Origin of the sequence: Neosynechococcus sphagnicola sy1, from assembly GCF_000775285.1 — a bacterium.
GTDB classification, from domain to species: domain Bacteria; phylum Cyanobacteriota; class Cyanobacteriia; order Neosynechococcales; family Neosynechococcaceae; genus Neosynechococcus; species Neosynechococcus sphagnicola.
On sequence record NZ_JJML01000073.1, the window covers coordinates 12,995 to 29,535 of the forward strand.

At 54.7% G+C, this 16,541-nt stretch carries 9 protein-coding genes and 4 pseudogenes; 6 read left to right on the forward strand and 7 right to left on the reverse strand.

Translation table 11 applies throughout. The features are described from left to right. Positions 1-207 precede the first annotated feature (207 nt). Positions 208-1,368 (reverse strand): pyridoxal-phosphate-dependent aminotransferase family protein, encoded by a 1,161-nt coding sequence (locus DO97_RS19360; protein ID WP_036536660.1) that lies wholly within the window; start codon positions 1,366-1,368, stop codon positions 208-210. A 194-nt stretch (positions 1,369-1,562) separates the two neighbouring features. Between DO97_RS19360 and DO97_RS19365 the strand changes: the two genes are divergently transcribed. Further along, positions 1,563-3,371 (forward strand): phospholipase D-like domain-containing protein, encoded by a 1,809-nt coding sequence (locus DO97_RS19365; protein ID WP_052128976.1) that lies wholly within the window; start codon positions 1,563-1,565, stop codon positions 3,369-3,371. Between the two features lie 2 nt (positions 3,372-3,373). Here DO97_RS19365 and DO97_RS19370 read toward each other — a convergent pair whose 3' ends face one another. Beyond that, positions 3,374-4,885 carry a UbiD family decarboxylase gene (locus tag DO97_RS19370; RefSeq protein ID WP_036536665.1) on the reverse strand — a complete coding sequence of 504 codons (1,512 nt, stop codon included), beginning with the start codon at positions 4,883-4,885 and terminating at the stop codon, positions 3,374-3,376. A gap of 99 nt (positions 4,886-4,984) precedes the next feature. Next, a pseudogene (locus DO97_RS31530) lies at positions 4,985-6,447 on the reverse strand (RecQ family ATP-dependent DNA helicase). 217 nt (positions 6,448-6,664) lie between these two features. Between DO97_RS31530 and DO97_RS31535 the strand changes: the two are divergent. After that, complete coding sequence (locus DO97_RS31535; RefSeq protein WP_036536687.1) at positions 6,665-6,868, forward strand: hypothetical protein; 204 nt, start codon at positions 6,665-6,667, stop codon at positions 6,866-6,868. Beyond that, positions 6,846-7,175 (forward strand): type II toxin-antitoxin system PemK/MazF family toxin, encoded by a 330-nt coding sequence (locus tag DO97_RS19385; protein ID WP_036536667.1) that lies wholly within the window; start codon positions 6,846-6,848, stop codon positions 7,173-7,175. Before DO97_RS31535 ends, DO97_RS19385 begins: the two co-directional genes overlap by 23 nt. 223 nt (positions 7,176-7,398) lie before the next feature. On the opposite strand, the pseudogene DO97_RS19390 reads toward DO97_RS19385, so the two are convergent. Then, positions 7,399-7,972 (reverse strand): annotated as a pseudogene (locus tag DO97_RS19390) (5-formyltetrahydrofolate cyclo-ligase). A 13-nt stretch (positions 7,973-7,985) separates the two neighbouring features. Further along, positions 7,986-9,312 (reverse strand): annotated as a pseudogene (locus DO97_RS31540) (glutamate-5-semialdehyde dehydrogenase). Between the two features lie 457 nt (positions 9,313-9,769). On the opposite strand from DO97_RS31540, the gene DO97_RS19400 reads away from it, so the two are divergent. Further along, the gene (locus DO97_RS19400) at positions 9,770-10,774 is read left to right on the forward strand and encodes a response regulator (RefSeq protein ID WP_036536670.1); all 1,005 of its coding nucleotides are present in this window, start codon (positions 9,770-9,772) and stop codon (positions 10,772-10,774) included. A 63-nt stretch (positions 10,775-10,837) separates the two neighbouring features. Here DO97_RS19400 and cphA read toward each other — a convergent pair whose 3' ends face one another. Both cphA and DO97_RS31545 read right to left on the reverse strand, forming a co-directional pair. Next, a complete protein-coding gene (cphA, locus tag DO97_RS19405; protein ID WP_036536672.1) occupies positions 10,838-13,522 on the reverse strand; it encodes a cyanophycin synthetase in 2,685 nt (894 codons plus the stop codon). Positions 13,523-13,670: 148 nt separating this feature from the next. Beyond that, positions 13,671-14,535: pseudogene (locus tag DO97_RS31545) on the reverse strand (cyanophycinase). Positions 14,536-14,968: 433 nt separating this feature from the next. Here DO97_RS31545 and DO97_RS19415 point away from each other — a divergent pair. Continuing rightward, positions 14,969-15,898 carry an EAL domain-containing protein gene (locus DO97_RS19415; protein WP_036536676.1) on the forward strand — a complete coding sequence of 310 codons (930 nt, stop codon included), beginning with the start codon at positions 14,969-14,971 and terminating at the stop codon, positions 15,896-15,898. Between the two features lie 173 nt (positions 15,899-16,071). Continuing rightward, positions 16,072-16,541, forward strand: a 470-nt coding sequence (locus DO97_RS19420) for a photosynthetic reaction center family protein (RefSeq protein WP_036536680.1), incomplete at its 3' end; no start/stop codon positions are given.

The following is a 16,541-nucleotide window of genomic DNA, read 5'->3' on the forward strand; positions in this document are numbered from 1 at the left end:
ATAGATAATAACTCCATCGCTAATAATAATTCAATTCGAGTCGCCATAGGGAAGAGTCAACGGGATGGCCAGCATCTCGGAACGGGGTGGGAATTTCCCCACGGCAACCCCCAACCAGGATTTTCAGAACCTAGCGTCCCCCATCAATGCTTTTCGGTTGAAGCAACCATCCACTCCACCCATTGCAGCTGCCCTCGGAATTGCTGTTTATCTACTTTGGGTCAAAACCTTGGCTGCCGCCGCCACCCCAGATCCGGGGATGAACCCGCCATACTCCAGTTCCAGGAGGGTGGCTTCCAGGGCTGCGATCGCAGCCAGAATATCGCGATCGCAGACAAACCCTAGGTGGCCGATGCGGAAGATCTTGCCTTTGAGGTGGTCTTGTCCTCCGGCCATGGCAATATCAAACCGTTTGCGTAGCAGCGACCGGATCTGTTCAGAATCTAAGGGAGCCAGGGGAGCCACCGAGGTAATGGCGGGACTGGCCGCTACATCAGGGGCAAACAGGGGCAAGTTCAGGGCTTTGATGGCACTGCGGGTGGCCTGCATCATCCGTTGATGGCGGGCAAAGATGCTTTCCAGCCCCTCTGCCTGCATCATCCGCAGCGCTACCTGTAAGCCAACGATCAAATTTACGGGGGGCGTAAAGGGAGTGGTATTTTTGGCCGCATCCTTACGATATTTGCCCAAATCCAGGTAGAAGCGGGGCAGCTTGGCGGTTTTATAAGCATCCCAGGCTCTGGCACTGACGGACACAAACCCCAGTCCCGGCGGAATCATGTAGCCTTTTTGCGACCCCGAGGCCACCACATCCAGCCCCCACTGATCAATCGGCAGGTTAATAGCCCCCAAGCTGGTGACCGCATCCACAATGATCAAGGCTTCGCCGTGGGCTTTCACATGGCGATTAATCGTTTCTAGATCATTGAGAACCCCCGTGGAGGTTTCGCTGTGGGTAATGATCACCGCCTTGATGGTTTTCTCAGTGTCGGCTTCCAAGGTGGCGCGAAATTGCTCCGGATCGAGGGGCTGTCCCCACGCCGCTGTGATCGTTTCCACCGCAAGTCCGTAGGCTTGGCTGACCTCTGCCCAGCGTTCGCCAAACTTGCCATTGGCACCCACCAAGACGCGATCGCCGGGACTCAAGACATTGACAATCGCAGCTTCGACGGCACCGGTGCCACTGACCGTCAGCATCATCACATCCCCGGTGGTTTGATGGAGCCACTTGAGATTTTCGGTGACCTCCGCCATCACCTTAGAGAAGTCACCACTGCGATGACCAATGGGATGCTTTGCCATCGCCAGTAACACTTGCTCCGGTACCGGTGTCGGGCCGGGAATCATGAGCATGAGCTTATCGTCCATGGATGCTGCCTTACTTCCAAGAAAATCTCATTTTAACGAATCGCTTTACATCTGAGTCATCCAGGGTTGTGCAGCAATCTTTCCGGGATGCTGGCGAAGGGCTAAGCTAGCACTCAGGGTGCGATCGCGGTGCTGGAGGTTGCTTATGCGGAAAAAAATCTCTGCTGATCTTTGGGATCTTATTGGGTCTGGCAATGCTGCTCACCATTGGGGTTGCCACCGGTGGTCCTGCTCTGCAATGGCTCTGGCAACAACAAACCCAGGCAAGGGGGGAACGTCCCCAACCCCTGCCCCAAGACCCACTGATCCAGGTCTATATGAATCACAATCTGGCCGCAACCTACACCGAGCCCTACCGTCAGATCCAGCGATCGGGGGATGATCTGGAGCAAATCATGGTAGATGCGATCGCCCCAGCGACGACCACCGTCGAAGTTGCCGTCCAAGAATTACGCCTGCCCAAAATTGCCCAAGCTCTGATTGATCGCCACCGAGCTGGGGTAAAGATACGGGTGATTATTGAGAATACCTACGCCCGTCCCTTTAGTGCCTTTACCCCTCAAGAACTGGCCGAGCTACCGGAGCGGGATCAAGACCGGATTAAAGAAGGCTGGACGCTTATTGATTTAAATGGTGATGGCAGTCTCAGTCCCGAGGAAATTAACCAACGGGATGCCCTGGTAATGTTGAAAACCGCTGGAGTGCCCCTGATCGACGACACCGAAGATGGCTCCAAAGGCATTGACCTGATGCACCACAAATTTATTGTGGTTGATGGGCAGCGGCTGATCGTCACCTCAGCAAACTTCACCACCAGCGATGTCCACGGAGATTTTGCCGTCCCCAGCAACCGGGGCAATGCCAACAGTCTCCTCCGGATTGAAAGTCCGGAACTGGCTCAACTGTTTACCCAGGAGTTTAACCTGATGTGGGGGGATGGCCCTGGGGGGCAGTCGGATAGTCTGTTTGGAAACAAGAAGCCCCATCGTCCCCCCCAAACCCTAACCATTGGCACCACCCCCCTAACGGTAAAATTCTCTCCCGATGCCAAATCCATCCCCTGGGAAGAGACCAGTAATGGTTTGATTGCTAAGACCTTGAACCAGGCCAGCCAGTCAACAGATCTGGCCCTATTTGTGTTTTCCGAGCAGCGGTTGGCAAATATTTTGCACACCACCCATCAGCAGGGGGTGACGATTCGAGCCTTGATTGACCCGGCCTTTGCCTATCCCTATTACAGCGAGGCCCTCGATCTGCTGGGAGTCGCTTTGCTGAAGCAGGAGGGGAAGGGAGGGTGCTTCTTCGAGGTGGATAATCAGCCCTGGCAACCGCCGATTACGAGTGTCGGTGTTCCCCGACTCCCCCCTGGGGATAAGTTGCACCACAAGTACGGCGTGGTGGATCAGCAACGGGTGATCGTCGGTTCCCATAACTGGAGTGCCGCCGCCAACAATGGCAATGATGAAACCTTGATGGTGGTCGACAGCCCCACCATTGCCGCCCACTATCACCGGGAATTTGAACGGTTGTATACCGATGCCTTCCTGGGGGTGCCACCTGCCATCCAACGTAAGATTGAGCAGCAACGCCAGCAGTGTCCCCAGGCAGTCAATGCGACGGCCAAAGACTCGCCAACCGCCACTACTCCAGTCCCCAAACGCTCGCCGAAGCCAAAAATTCCAGGACTGCTCTCCAGTGAGGATATTGCCACCATGGCAGCGGCATCGGAGTCAGCACCGCAGCCAGGATCCCCCGCAAAGCCCAAAGCCTCCCGGCGATCGCCCGCATCCCCGCAGGGGGAGTTGACTCCGGGGCAAGTAGTGAATCTGAATACTGCCAGTGCCGCTGAAATTGAAGCCTTGCCGGGGGTTGGCCCCAAGTTGGCACAACGGATTATTGATGCCCGACAGCAGCATCCCTTTGCTTCTCTGGCCGATCTGGATCAGGTGCCGGGGGTGGGGGCGAAACTGCTAGAAAAACTCCGCGATCGCGTCACCTGGTAAGCTTAGGCTCCCATCTCATAGCCAAATAAATTCGGATTCACCTGCCCCAGCGTTAGATCGGCTAGCCCGTACTCAGCCCAACGCCGCTCTACCATTGCTGCCACGGCGGGGTCAGATTCCAGGGGTTCCCCCCAGGGATGGTTCGTTTCCGGGGGAATTTTGGTGGTGGCATCAATCCCCATCCGGCTGCCGAGGCCAATTTTGCTGCTGGCAAAGTCCAGGGTATCGAAGGGGGTAGCGGGCAAGATAAAGACATCCCGCTCGGGATCGACCTTGGAAGATAGTGCCCAGACCACCTGGCGGGGGTCACGAATATTAATCGTCCGATCGACGACAATGACAAACTTCGTGTAGGTGAACTGAGGCAGGGCACTCCAGAAGGCTAGGGCTGCCCGTCTCGCCTGACCCGGATAGGCTTTGTCGATGGAGAGAATCGCCGCTTTGTAGCTGAGGGCTTCCATCGGTAAAAAGAAGTCCACAATTTCGGGGACTTGCTGCCGCAGGATCGGGGTATAAATCCGATTGAGGGCGATCGCCATCATGGCTTCTTCCTTGGGAGGCCGACCACTAAAGGTGGTGAGGTAAATGGGATCGTGGCGGTGGGTGAGGGTGTGGAACCGGATTAGGGGGGAATCTTCTACCCCGCCGTAGTAACCCATGTGATCGCCACAGGGGCCGTCCGCCACTTGTTCACCAGGGGTAATTGTCCCTTCTAAAATCATTTCGGCATCCGCAGGCACCGCTAGATCGAGGGTCTTGCAGCGAGCTAAGTTGACCCCAGCGCCACCGTAGAGTCCGGCAAATAACCACTCGGATAGTTCCACGGGAATCGGCGTCGCCGCCGCCATAATGATCAGGGGATCGACCCCAAGGGCGATCGCGACCTCTAATTTCTGACCCCGTTCAGCGGCCTTCCGCAGATGTCGTGCCCCCCCGCGCACCGATAGCCAATGCACCGACATGGTTTTAGGGGACTGGGATTGCAGCCGATAGACTCCGACGTTGGGGGTTCCGGTTTCACAATCTTTGGTAATCACCAACCCCAGGGTGATGATCTTGCCCGCATCGCCGGGATAGGGACGAATCATGGGAATTTGCTGCAAGTCCAGCTTTGCCTCCGGGATCACCACCTGCTGACAGGGGGGTAACAAATCCCAGCCAGGTTTGGCTCGCAAAACCTCCAAGAGGACTTTGCCGAAGTCAACGGCCTGGGCGAAATTTTTCGGAGGCTTGGGCTGTTGAAGTAAACTCAGCTTGCGACCTAGAGCTTCTAGTTCCTGGGGCTGCTCCATATTCATCGCCCAGCAGATCCGCTCCACGGTGCCCATCAGGTTCACGGCAACGGGATAGGGGGAACCCTTGACGTTCTCAAACAATAGCCCTGGGCCGCCTGATTGCAACATCCGATTGGCAATTTCTGCAATTTCTAAGTCCGGATCAACCAGGGCGGAAATCCGTCGGAGCTGTCCCCGTTGTTCCAGTAACTTGAGAAATCCCCGCAAGTCTCTCGCCATTGCTCTCAGCCGTTTGAAGGTACCCGCTTCTATTATTACGGGTTCCCCTGGGGCAGGGTTGGCCGCAGAAAACACTCCTGAGCTTGTGGGAACCGCTCCTTAGCTCGTCCGGGGCTGACAGCGATCGCAGTGACCACAGCGCCAGTCTCTCGCAGCTTCGTTAAACCCAAAGGCTTGCAGCAAAAATTGCCAGCGACACCCCTGGGTGGTTAAGTATCGGCGCATCTGGGCGATCGCCCCTTGAGAACTGGGAGCATTAGCAGTCCCAAGGGCAGGGCGCATTTGATAGTGGAAGGGATCGATCCAGTCCAACTGTCCGAGGCTATGCAACACGGCGAGGGCGATCGCCCCCTGGGGAAACTGACGACTCACCGCCTCCACCGATCCTTGCTCAGGCAGGCGGTGTACCAATCGCTGCGCCGCCTGCTGTTGCTGGCGCAGTTGGTCAGCAAAGAATTGGCGCTGCTTTCGATCCGTATCGTCTAACCAGCCGCTGGGCTCACTGACCAAGAGCAGTGCCTCAGCGGGTTGAAGATCCCGTCCGGCGCGTCCTACCTCCTGAATGTACTCTGCCAACAGCAGGGGCGGATGGACATGAACCACCCAGCGACAATCCGGTTTGTTAATCCCCATGCCAAAAGCACAGGTGCAGATCACAAAGGGCATCGCCCCCCCCGATCCAGTCGGCTTCGATCTGCCGCCGACGTTGCGAGCCTAGTCCTGCGTGGTAAGCCGTGGTGGAGAACCCCTGCTGCTGCAGCCAAATTGCCAGATCTTCCGCATCTGTCCGTCGCCGCACATAGACTAACCCCGCCTGTCTGACTCTGGACTGGATAAATTGCAGCAGCATGTGGCGGCGACATCGGGGTGACCAGGCGGGTTTTTACCTGGAGGTAGAGGTTGTTGCGATAGGGGCTGAGGCGAAACACAGCCGCAGCCTCTATCCCCAAAATCTGTTGAATCGTTTGTTGCACCGTGGGATCGGCGGTGGCGGTAAAGGCGGCGATCGCCAGTTGGGTGCCGGGGGGTTTGTGCGCCAGTAAGGCGGGACGTACCGCACCTAGGCGGCGATAGGTGGGTCGAAAGGAGTCTCCCCAGTGAACCAGACAATGGGCTTCGTCCAGAATTAAGCCATGAATCACCAGGTCAGGCTGACAGAGGCGTTCCCAAACAGGCTGGCTGAGGAGGGTTTCAGGGGAGAGGTAGAGTAATCGCAGTTGTTGCCGCTGCAAAGCTCCGTAGACTTGCTTTCGTGCAGCAGCGGATAGCTCACTGTGGAGCAGGGCGGCGGGCAACTTTCGCTGCCGGAGTTCCTGAATCTGGTTTTCCATGAGGGCGACCAGGGGCGACACCACCAGGGTGAGTCCCGATTGCATCAGGGCAGGGAGCTGAAAACAAACGGATTTTCCCCCACCCGTGGGCAGGATCACTAAGGTATCCTGCTGGGAGAGCAGACAGCGGACAATCTCACCCTGGGGGGGACGAAAGTCTGAGTAGCCCCAGATGGCTTGAAATCGAGCGCGTACCTGTTCCCAGGTCAAGGAAGCGTGAGGGTGTGCCATGGGTTTAGCCCCGCAGATACCAGGAATCGCGATCGCTACAACGTTTTATTCAATGATCGAAGGACATATCAGAGTGTTTCCCTGGCATCGACGTTCGATAGTCCGATCATCGCCAAATCTGCCTAATGGAAGCTATTTTGGCTAGCATCACCAGCGGCAGATAACACTCAAATCACAATTGCGGCATAAAATCAAGGTGTTGTTTCATACAACAGAGATGATAAAGACGCTTTGGGCTACGGTTCGACAGGGCAAAATTGAGCTATTGGAATCAGCAGAGTTACCGGAAGGGATGAGGGTATTAGTAACACTTTTACCTGACGACGAGACTGAGTTCTGGTTACAAGCAAGCCTAACATCGCTTGATGCAGTTTGGGACAATGCTGAGGATGATGTATATGCCGAGCTACTCCAAGCATGACATTATCTTGGTGCGATATCCTTTCTCCAATTTGTCAAGTTCAAAGGTAAGACCTGCTGTGGTTGTGAGTCCATCGCACCCGTCGCAAGACATTATGATTACCCCTTTAACAAGCAAAACAAGTTCGTTGCTGGCAGGAGAGTTTATGCTATCTGAGTGGGCAGGAGCGGGCTTAAATGTAGCTACTGCGGTCAAAAGAGGTATCTACACAGTGCATGAAAGTTTGATGATAAAAGTAATTGGTCAGTTAATGGATATTGATGCCAAACAACTTGAGAAATCTTTGCAAGACTGGTTAGGGTTGTAGTCTGAGCTATATCACAACTATGAGCCATAAAAGTTGGCGCTTGGGTAGGAGTACTTGCTGACGGAGAGTTTGCCAGCGGTGGGTATCATTGGTTTGAACTGCAATTCTCTGCCTGGATAATTTCAATCGATGCAGTTGCAGTTTGAACGGGCGATCGCGATGGGCTGGGAGATCGCAATCCCTACCGAGCATTTCTCAGGAGCAACCTCTCTTGGACATCAAGCTACCCAAACACACCTTGTTCGGTTACCACTCCCTGAAGGGGGCGATCCCAAGGATCACGCGGTAAAGCGGGCAATTGGGCAAAGGCAAAGACAATGCCCAGGGTAGGTATATCCGCCCACTCTGGCTGACTCAACATCCGGTCATAGAAACCCCCCGCCATAGCCGAGGCGATACCCATGGCGATCGCAGGCGAGGGCCGGGACAAGGATCAAATCCACCGCTTGGGGTTCCAGCATCGGGGAATCCGGTTCGGGTTCGAGAATGCCATAGGCTCCGATTTGTAAGAGCCATTCACCTTCCGGTGACCATCGGTGCCAACACAGGCGATCGCCCACACAGCGGGGGAAGCCCCATTGCTTGTCCAGAAGATATAACGCCTGCAAATCCGGTTCCTGGCGAAAACTCTGGTAGGCCAGAATCGTCTGGGCTTGCTGCCATTGGGGAGTGGTTTGCAACTGGTGGCAAAGCTGCTGACTGCGGTGCTGCCAATCCTCCACCGTCAGGGACTGGCGTTGTTGCAGCAGTGCCTGCCGGAGCACTTGCTTGGGAGAGGGCGACGGGTCGGCAGCCATACAGTCCCTCCAGCTACCCTGACAACTCTCGGTGGCTAAAGGGCTTCCCGTGACTTCCCCCATAGGTGACGGCCAGATGCCCATCCCCCACCACCTGATACTTGTAAGTTACCAGTCCCTCCAGTCCCACGGGGCCACGGGGCGGCATTTTCTGTGTACTGATGCCGACTTCGGCACCCAAGCCATAGCGAAATCCATCGGCAAAGCGGGTAGAGCAATTGTGGAAAACCCCAGCGGCATCGACTTGGGCCAAAAAGGTTTCAGCGGCTCTGGGATCTTCGGTGGCGATCGCCTCCGTGTGACGCGAACCGTAGGTCTGGATGTGGGTGATCGCCGCCTCTAGGGAGGGTACAACTCGGATGGACAGGATTAAATCGCTATATTCTGTGCTCCAATCGGCCTCGGTTGCCAGTTTACAAGCAATGCCATGACCCGAGAGCAGGGCTACCGTGGTTTCATCTCCCCGTAGTTGCACAGATTGCGTTTCCAGGGCACGGGCGACGGCGGGTAAAAACGTTGGCGCTATGTCGCTATGCACCAGTAAGGTTTCAATGGCGTTACAGGCGGCAGGATATTGGGTTTTGGCATCCACGGCGATCGCTACGGCTTTGGCGACATCAGCGGCGGCATCAACATAGAGGTGACAAATGCCCTCGGCATGACCCAGCACCGGAATCCGGGTATTGTCCTGCACATAGCGGACAAAGCTATTGGACCCCCTGGGAATAATCAGATCAATATATTGATCTAGGTGCAACATGGCCCGTGTCTCTTCCCGGGTGGTCAGGAGTTGTACAACGGCCGGGTCAAGGGCAGTCTGGGCGAGTCCCTGTTGAATTGCGGTCACTAAGGCGCGACAGGATCGCACCGCCTCTTGACCCCCCCTTGAGAATCACCCCATTCCCTGATTTAATCGCCAAAGCGGCAATCTGCACCACGGCATCGGGACGGGCTTCAAAGATCACCCCGAGCACCCCCAGGGGGCAGGTAATGCGCTTTAAGACCAACCCGGTATCCAGTTCCCGATGCACTTGCACCACTCCCACCGGATCTGCTAATCGGGCCACATCTCGTACCCCCGCGATTGCCGCAGCTAATTTAGCGGCATCCAGTTTTAACCGAGCATAGAGTGCTGGCGCAATGGCAGCTGCTTGGGCTGCTTCGCAGTCTGCTTGGTTGGCAGCCAGAATCTCAGGAGTTGCCGCTGTCAGCGCCATCGCAATTGTTTCTAAGGCCTGATTGCGATCGGTGGTGGCGCGGGTGGCTAATTGACGGGCTGCTTGCCGCGTCTGTTGGGCAATCGTAGTCAGATCAAGGGAAGCTATCTGGGTAGCAGACATAGGCGAGTGGTTGAACCCAATCAATCCGTCAGGCTGAACCTCAGCCTCTCCTTCAATCCTAACGGATTCAGATCCGATGGCACCCAAGGGGCGTGCTAGAGATCAAAGTGGGTCATGGGGTGAATACAGGAGGGTCATTGGGGCTGCGCCTTGGGGAAAAAGTTACATACAGTACGGTTTCCTCAGGGATGTCTGGTTATACTCCTGTCAATCAATTTTTCTGGCGGCGTAACTGCGTCTTAGCGCTTTCCTTTTCTCTCCTGGATAGCGCTTTTTTATGCCCTCGGGAGCCTTGAGTCCAGAGAAAGAACCGATTCAGGCTTTGAAAGTAGCTGCTGTGATGTCTGAAGCTACAGTAGCTTTTCCGTAGAGATCCTTATTTAATGGGGTTATGTTCGTAGGGAACCCTGCATCTTGGGCGATGTAGCTCTTCCCGTTGACCCATGGAGCTTCTCGAATGACCTTAAACACGTCCAAGCCAGCCCGAATTCTAGTAATTGACGATAGTCTCACCGTCCGGGCAGTGATCTCCGATTATTTAGAAGATGCTGGCTATGTCATTGAGACTGCCGACACAGGCGAAGAGGCCTGGGCGATGATCTGCAATAATCCCCCGGATCTGATTATCAGTGACTGGTCGATGCCGGGACTTTCTGGCATTGGTTTATGCCGCCGAATTCGAGCCGATCCAGCCCTGGAACATATCTATTTCTTGTTGTTAACGGCTCGGGAGGAAATTTCGGATCTGATTCTGGGATTAGATACGGGAGCCGATGAGTTCATTACCAAACCAATTAACCGAGAAGAACTCCGAGCCCGGATTCGGGCGGGGCTGCGGCTGCGACAGTTGACCCAATCCCTGATGGAGGTAAATCAGCAGTTACATGCCCGCAACGAACTGCTGGCCTCCCTGGCTTTGATCGATCCCGTCACCGGAGTCCTCAACCGCCGGGCTTTAGAAACGGGGCTGCCGGGATTGTTGCTGCAAGTAGGGGATCACCAAGCAGAGGTGTTTCACAATTCCCAGTACTTTTTGTACTATCGTTACCTCAGTATCTGGCTGATTCAACTGGATCAGTTTGATGAGCAGATGGTTGCCTACGGTACAGAGGTGGCAACCCAATTAGTGCAAATCGTGGCCCGACGGCTACAAAGCAACTGCCTCCCTGGTAGCCTGCTCTATTATTACGGTGATGCCACCTTTGCATGTATTACCCCTGGACTGGATTCCAAACGCACCTCCGAATTTGGCGAGGTACTGCGGCAGGCGATCGCTGCCAACCCCATCAAGCTCCCCTCCGGGGCACAAGTTCTGGTGACGGTCAGCTTAGGCGGCAACATTGCCTCCCCCGATGGCACCCTCGATCAGGACATCCTCCTGAAGCAGGCAGAGCAATGCCTCATCCAAGCTAGAATTGCGGGTCACAACCGTACGAGACTCTTTGAGGGCAAACACCCCTGAATTGTCCCCAGCCGCCCCCCGATCCATCGCCTGAGATTGATCTTCCATGGGCTCGGATCATGCTTAGACTCGGCTAACCGATTGGGGATCTACTGTTGCGGGACTCACCGTTGCCGCCAGCGTGGATGGCGACTGCGGCTGGCGTTGCTCAATGAGAGCGATCGCCCGACTGACCGTTTCTGGTAGGATCACCACCAAGCTACCAGGCGTTGCGGTATTGAGCGCTGTCTGAATTGCCGTGGTTTCATCCAAAATGGTCTCACAGCGCCCGACAATGCCGATTTGTTGAATGCCCAGATTAATGAACCGAGCTGCATCTCCCCGAGGCCGCCCCCGGGTATCATCATCTTCCTTGACAATCACCCGGTCAAAAATCTGTGCCGTCAACTGTCCTAAGGTGACAAAGTCTTCGTCTCGGCGATCGCCAGGCCCGCCAACGACCCCGATCCGTTCTCCCGGCCAGTTGCGGACAAAACTCCCCAGGGCTGCATAGCTAGCTGGATTGTGGGCGTAATCAATCAGGGCGTGGTAGCCTCCCAGATCAAAAAGATTCATCCGTCCCGGAGTTTGCCCAACCGATGGCTCAAAGGTCGTCAGGGCTGCCCGGATATCCTCAATGCGTACCCCCTGGGCAAAGGCTGCCAAGCTGGCTGCCAGGGCGTTGGCAATCATAAAGGGAGCCCGTCCACCCAAGGTCAAGGGCACATTCACCGCCTGCTCAATCCGCAGCGTCCAATCTCCCTTGAGAATCGAGAGATAGCCATTTTCGTAGATGGCGGCTAGACCGCCTCGCTGGGTATGCAGGCGAATCAGTTCATTCTCAGGTTCCATAGCGAAGTAGGTAACTTGACCATGCACCCGATTAGCCATGGCGGCTACCAGCGGGTCATCCGCATTGAGAACAGCATAGCCATTGGGCAGGACGGTTTCGGCCACTACACTTTTCAGGCGAGCCATATCATCCAGGGTTTCGATGTCGCCAAGGCCAAGGTGATCGGCGGAGACATTTAACACCACACCGACATCACAGCTTTCAAAGGCCAAGCCCGATCGCAGGATGCCCCCACGAGCCGATTCCAGCACTGCCACTTCCACCGTTGGGTCGTTGAGAATCACCTGGGCACTCTGGGGACCTGTATTATCCCCTTTTTCCACGAGGAAGTCATTGATATAGATGCCATCCGTAGTGGTGTAGCCTACCACGCGTTTGGTTTGTTTAAAAATATGGGCAATCAGGCGGGAAGTCGTGGTTTTACCATTGGTGCCTGTAATGGCAATAATGGGAATCCGGCTGGGAGTACCCGACGGGAAGAGCATATCCAGCACTGGTTCTGCCACGTTGCGGGGAATGCCCTGACTGGGGGACAGATGCATCCGAAACCCAGGAGCAGCATTGACTTCCACAATCACCCCCCCCACATCCCGCAACGGTTGGGAGATATCCGGTGTCACAATGTCAATGCCAGCAATATCCAGTCCAATGACCTTGGCAACCCGCTGGGCTAGCCAAATATTTTCCGGATGAATGTCATCGGTGCGATCCACTGCAATTCCCCCGGTACTCAGGTTCGCAGTGGCTCGGAGATAACAAACCGTGCCTGCTGGCAAGACTGTTTCTAAGGTGTAGCCATGGCGCTCTAACAATTGCCAACTGGTGCGATCCATTTCAATTTTGGTCAGCACATTGTCGTGGCCTTCACCCCGACGCGGATCTCGGTTGGTCTGCTCAATGAGTTCCGCAATGGAGGTGTGACCATCCCCAACCACATGGGCTGGCACCCGCTCGGCCACTGCCACTACCTTATCGTTCACCACCAGCACCCGATGATCTCGACCTTGGTAGTAGCGCTCGACAATCACAGATCGGGACTTAGACGCACCACTGGCAGCATCGTAGGCTTCTTCGGCGAGTTCCCAGGAGTTAATATCAATGGTGATCCCGCGTCCGTGGTTGCCATCCAAGGGTTTAATGACGATGGGGAAGCCACCCACATCGTCAATCGCTGTTTTCAGGTCATCCAGGTAGTGGATCAGGGTGCCTCTGGGAACTGGAATTCCGGCTTCCCGGAGAATGGTTTTGGTTCCTTCTTTGTCACAAGCAAGTTCAATCCCCAGAATACTGGTGCGATCGCTCTGCGTTGCCTGCATGCGGCGCTGATAAACCCCATTGCCAAATTGGATCATGGAGCGAGCACTGAGAGCCACCCAGGGAACACCCCGGCGATCAGCCTCTTTGACCAGTGCTTCGGTACTCGGCCCCAGAGAGGCTTCTGCCCACAGTTCTTGCAAGTCTTTTAAATCCTGGGCCAGTTCTTCCGGGGGATAGCTACCCGTCTCCACAATGCTCTGGCAAAGGCGAACGGCGGCTCGAGCTGCATAGCGTCCAGCTGCTTCGTTGAAATACTCAATCACCACCTGATAGGTCCCCGGTGTGGAAGTTTCACGGGTACGCCCAAACCCCACGGGCATCCCCGCTAAATCCTGAAGTTCCAGGGCAACGTGTTCAATAATGTGCCCCATCATCGTGCCTTCTTGAACCCGCATCAAGAACCCTCCCCGACACCCTGGAGAGCATTGATGTTCCACTAAACTGGGTAAGACGGCGATCAACCCCTGGTAGAAATTGGGAATCACATCCGAGGGCTTGTCAGCTAGTTCTTCCAGATCCAGCCGCATGACCACCAATTTTTGCCGTCGAATGCTCCAATAGTTGGGGCCACGCAGAGTCTGGATTTTTAAGATCTTCATAACTTATCTTAACTTAAGCGTTGAGCTGGAGAAGGGTTGTCGGCACAGGGGAGCAATAACTCAGTTTCTCGCTTGCAAGAACTGACAAACTGTTCACCATAAACAGTTACTCGGAAGAAAGACAGTTCCTTGGTCAGCCGCCGCTTGATCAGGACACCAGTCCGGGCTGGAGAACCACCCGCCGTTCTAGGTCATAGCGATCGCCATGGCTGAGAATATGAACCCGGAGGTTGTGGATACTCAAGGGCAAGGCGGTGGCCTCATCGAGACACGGCAGGGGGGGATGATGGGCTTCCCCTGGATCAATCACTGTGACCGTCCCCTTACCCATAACTTGCAGCAGGCCATCGCCTTCAAAAATGGCACAGGTATCTTCATCAATCCCGATCCCTAACTTGTCTGGGTGGGTCGAGATTGCACTCATGAGGCGAGCCATGCGATTCCGGTTATGAAAATGCTGGTCAACAATCACATCGGGCAAAATCCCCAGACCCACCGCCATATCCACCAAGCAGCGGTTGGGAGATTCGCCACTGCCGCCCCCAGCAATCATGTGATGTCCCATAACGGCCGCCCCGGCACTGGTGCCAGCCAGGGTAATCTGCCCCAGTTGAGCCAGCATCCGGACTTTATTCATCAGGGGAGTATCGGCCAAGATGCCACAGAGCCTCAGTTGATCGACCCCCGGTCATAAATACCCCGGTCACACCGTCAATGAATTCCTTCATCCGGGGAGCTTCGGCTTGATCGCGATCGCGGATGTCGAGCACCTCAATGGCACTGGCTCCCATTTTCTCAAAGATGGTGCGGTAGGTTTCGCCACTGACAACTGGTTCCCGGGAGGCCGAGGGGATAATAGCGATCCGGGCTTCCGCTGCCCCTGCCCGCCGAAAAAATGCTTGGAGAATCTCTCGCCCATGCACCTTATCTTCAGCTCCTCCAATCACCATGACGGCTGTCTTAAGAGGCTGGGGATACTTCGGCTCAAGGGTCTGAGACTCAAGTTGCAGCATATCGCCATCCCTGGGCATACCGTGAATTAAATGCTCCAAGATTCCGGAGATCGAGGAAGTAAAGAGGTTGCTTTTCTCCATCCAATGTTCCCGTGTCTGGGTTTTCCCAACTAACAACAGAGTTGAACTATTTTAGGGTCTCAACTCCCCGAACAACAGAGCGCTAGACTATTGACTAACCTGAGGGATGATGGGTTACTCACCGTTGGCATCGCAATCATGGTCAGATGAACTCGACTGGGCCAGACTAGCTCACTCGAATGGATAGCTTTTACCCCTGAAGCATTACTAATACGCATGATGCCAGATTTTTTATGGTTTTTTGAATCACTGCTTGATCATTCCTGCCCATTTCCTGACACGGAGCTATCCCAACCCCATTAATGCTGGACTGCTATCCCATCAGCGAAACTGCGCCACCTGAGGTGTATCTGTGAGCGACTCTGGTTCGGCAGCTGACATTAATTATCTGACCCCAAACTGGTCTGCCCGTCTGGGATCTGACTATGCCCTGCATCGGTTCGAACTCTGGTTTCAACCCGTTTACCATCTGACCTTGGGAAATGTTTTCCATAACGAGGTGCTGCTGCGCTGGCGAGATCCCCAGGATGTCCTCCAGCCGCCCGCAGGATTTTTGCCTGCGATCACGGCTGCCAATCTCCTCTCAGAACTGGATCGACTGGTGATTCACCGCGTCATCTACCTGCTTCACCGACAACCCCAGCTGCGATTGTCGGTGAATCTTTCCCCCACAGCCCTTGAGGATACAACCCTGTGTGGTTATATTCGCGAACTGCTGGTGCATTTTCAGGTAGAGCCAGAGCAACTGCGATTGGAGTTAAATGAAGCCATCTTATTACAACAGTTTACCCCCGCCTTGCAACTGATTCGCCACCTCAAGTCCCTCGGCTGCCTGGTGTTGGTGGACAACTTTATCAAGGGTGAGTTGCCCTTGTATTGCTGGTGTCGGTTGCCCATTGATGCGGTCAGTATTGACCAGCAATTGATTCAAGCCTCCACTACTCACCCTGAAACCCAAGCCTTTGTCCGAGCCGTCGTTCAGGCCAATCGAGCCTTGGGTCGCTTAACAATTGCTAAGGCTGTGGCCGATGCACGGATGCTCAGAGCGGCTCAAGCTTGTGGCATCGACTGCACCCAAGGCTATTACACTAAAGCACCCAGAGATCGCCCCAGTCATACTCTTGCCATGGTCTTGATTCTGGTGCAACTGATCATCCTCCTGGTTGCCATTGTCCTTGGCTTCTATGCCTTGAAAACATTCCTGGGGATTGATCTGATTCCTGGAGAGCATACCTGGGATATGGTTACTCATTGGTTTGCCGATCCCCTGGGAGAACACTAGCTCTGTAATAGGACTTTGGTATTAATGCAACGAACATTGAGGTAGGGTTTACAGTGCTTGACGAATCTAAATAATTTTATTTACAAAAAGCAACAAAATCATATATAATGTAAACCAGGGTAGAAAAACTGCCCCATCATTTTGCCAAACTTTCATTAAGCACTCATAAAGCCATGACAACAACCTTACAGCGGCGCGATAGCGCCAACGTCTGGGAGCGGTTTTGCGACTGGGTGACCTCTACCGACAATCGCCTCTATGTAGGCTGGTTCGGTACGGTCATGATTCCCACGCTGCTCACTGCAACCATCTGCTTCATCATTGCCTTCATCGCTGCGCCCCCTGTGGACATTGATGGCATCCGCGAACCAGTTGCTGGTTCCCTGATTTTTGGTAACAACATCATCACGGGTGCGGTTGTTCCTTCTTCCAATGCCATTGGTCTGCACTTCTACCCGATCTGGGAAGCTGCTTCCTTAGATGAGTGGTTGTACAACGGTGGTCCTTACCAGTTGGTGGTATTCCACTTTTTGCTGGGGATTTGCTGCTACATGGGTCGGCAGTGGGAACTTTCCTACCGTCTGGGTATGCGCCCCTGGATTTGCGTTGCTTACAGCGCTCCAGTTGCTTCTGCCTTCGCCGT

Excerpts from the sequence above, each read along its gene's own strand:
- DO97_RS31535 (WP_036536687.1), top strand. The coding sequence starts at position 6,665 with ATGATAAAGACGCTTTGGGCTACGGTTCGACAGGGCAAAATTGAGCTA.
- DO97_RS19370 (WP_036536665.1), bottom strand. The coding sequence starts at position 4,885 with ATGGCGAGAGACTTGCGGGGATTTCTCAAGTTACTGGAACAACGGGGA.
- DO97_RS19385 (WP_036536667.1), top strand. The coding sequence starts at position 6,846 with ATGCCGAGCTACTCCAAGCATGACATTATCTTGGTGCGATATCCTTTC.
- DO97_RS19365 (WP_052128976.1), top strand. The coding sequence starts at position 1,563 with ATGCTGCTCACCATTGGGGTTGCCACCGGTGGTCCTGCTCTGCAATGG.
- cphA (WP_036536672.1), bottom strand. The coding sequence starts at position 13,522 with ATGAAGATCTTAAAAATCCAGACTCTGCGTGGCCCCAACTATTGGAGC.
- DO97_RS19400 (WP_036536670.1), top strand. The coding sequence starts at position 9,770 with ATGACCTTAAACACGTCCAAGCCAGCCCGAATTCTAGTAATTGACGAT.
- DO97_RS19360 (WP_036536660.1), bottom strand. The coding sequence starts at position 1,368 with ATGGACGATAAGCTCATGCTCATGATTCCCGGCCCGACACCGGTACCG.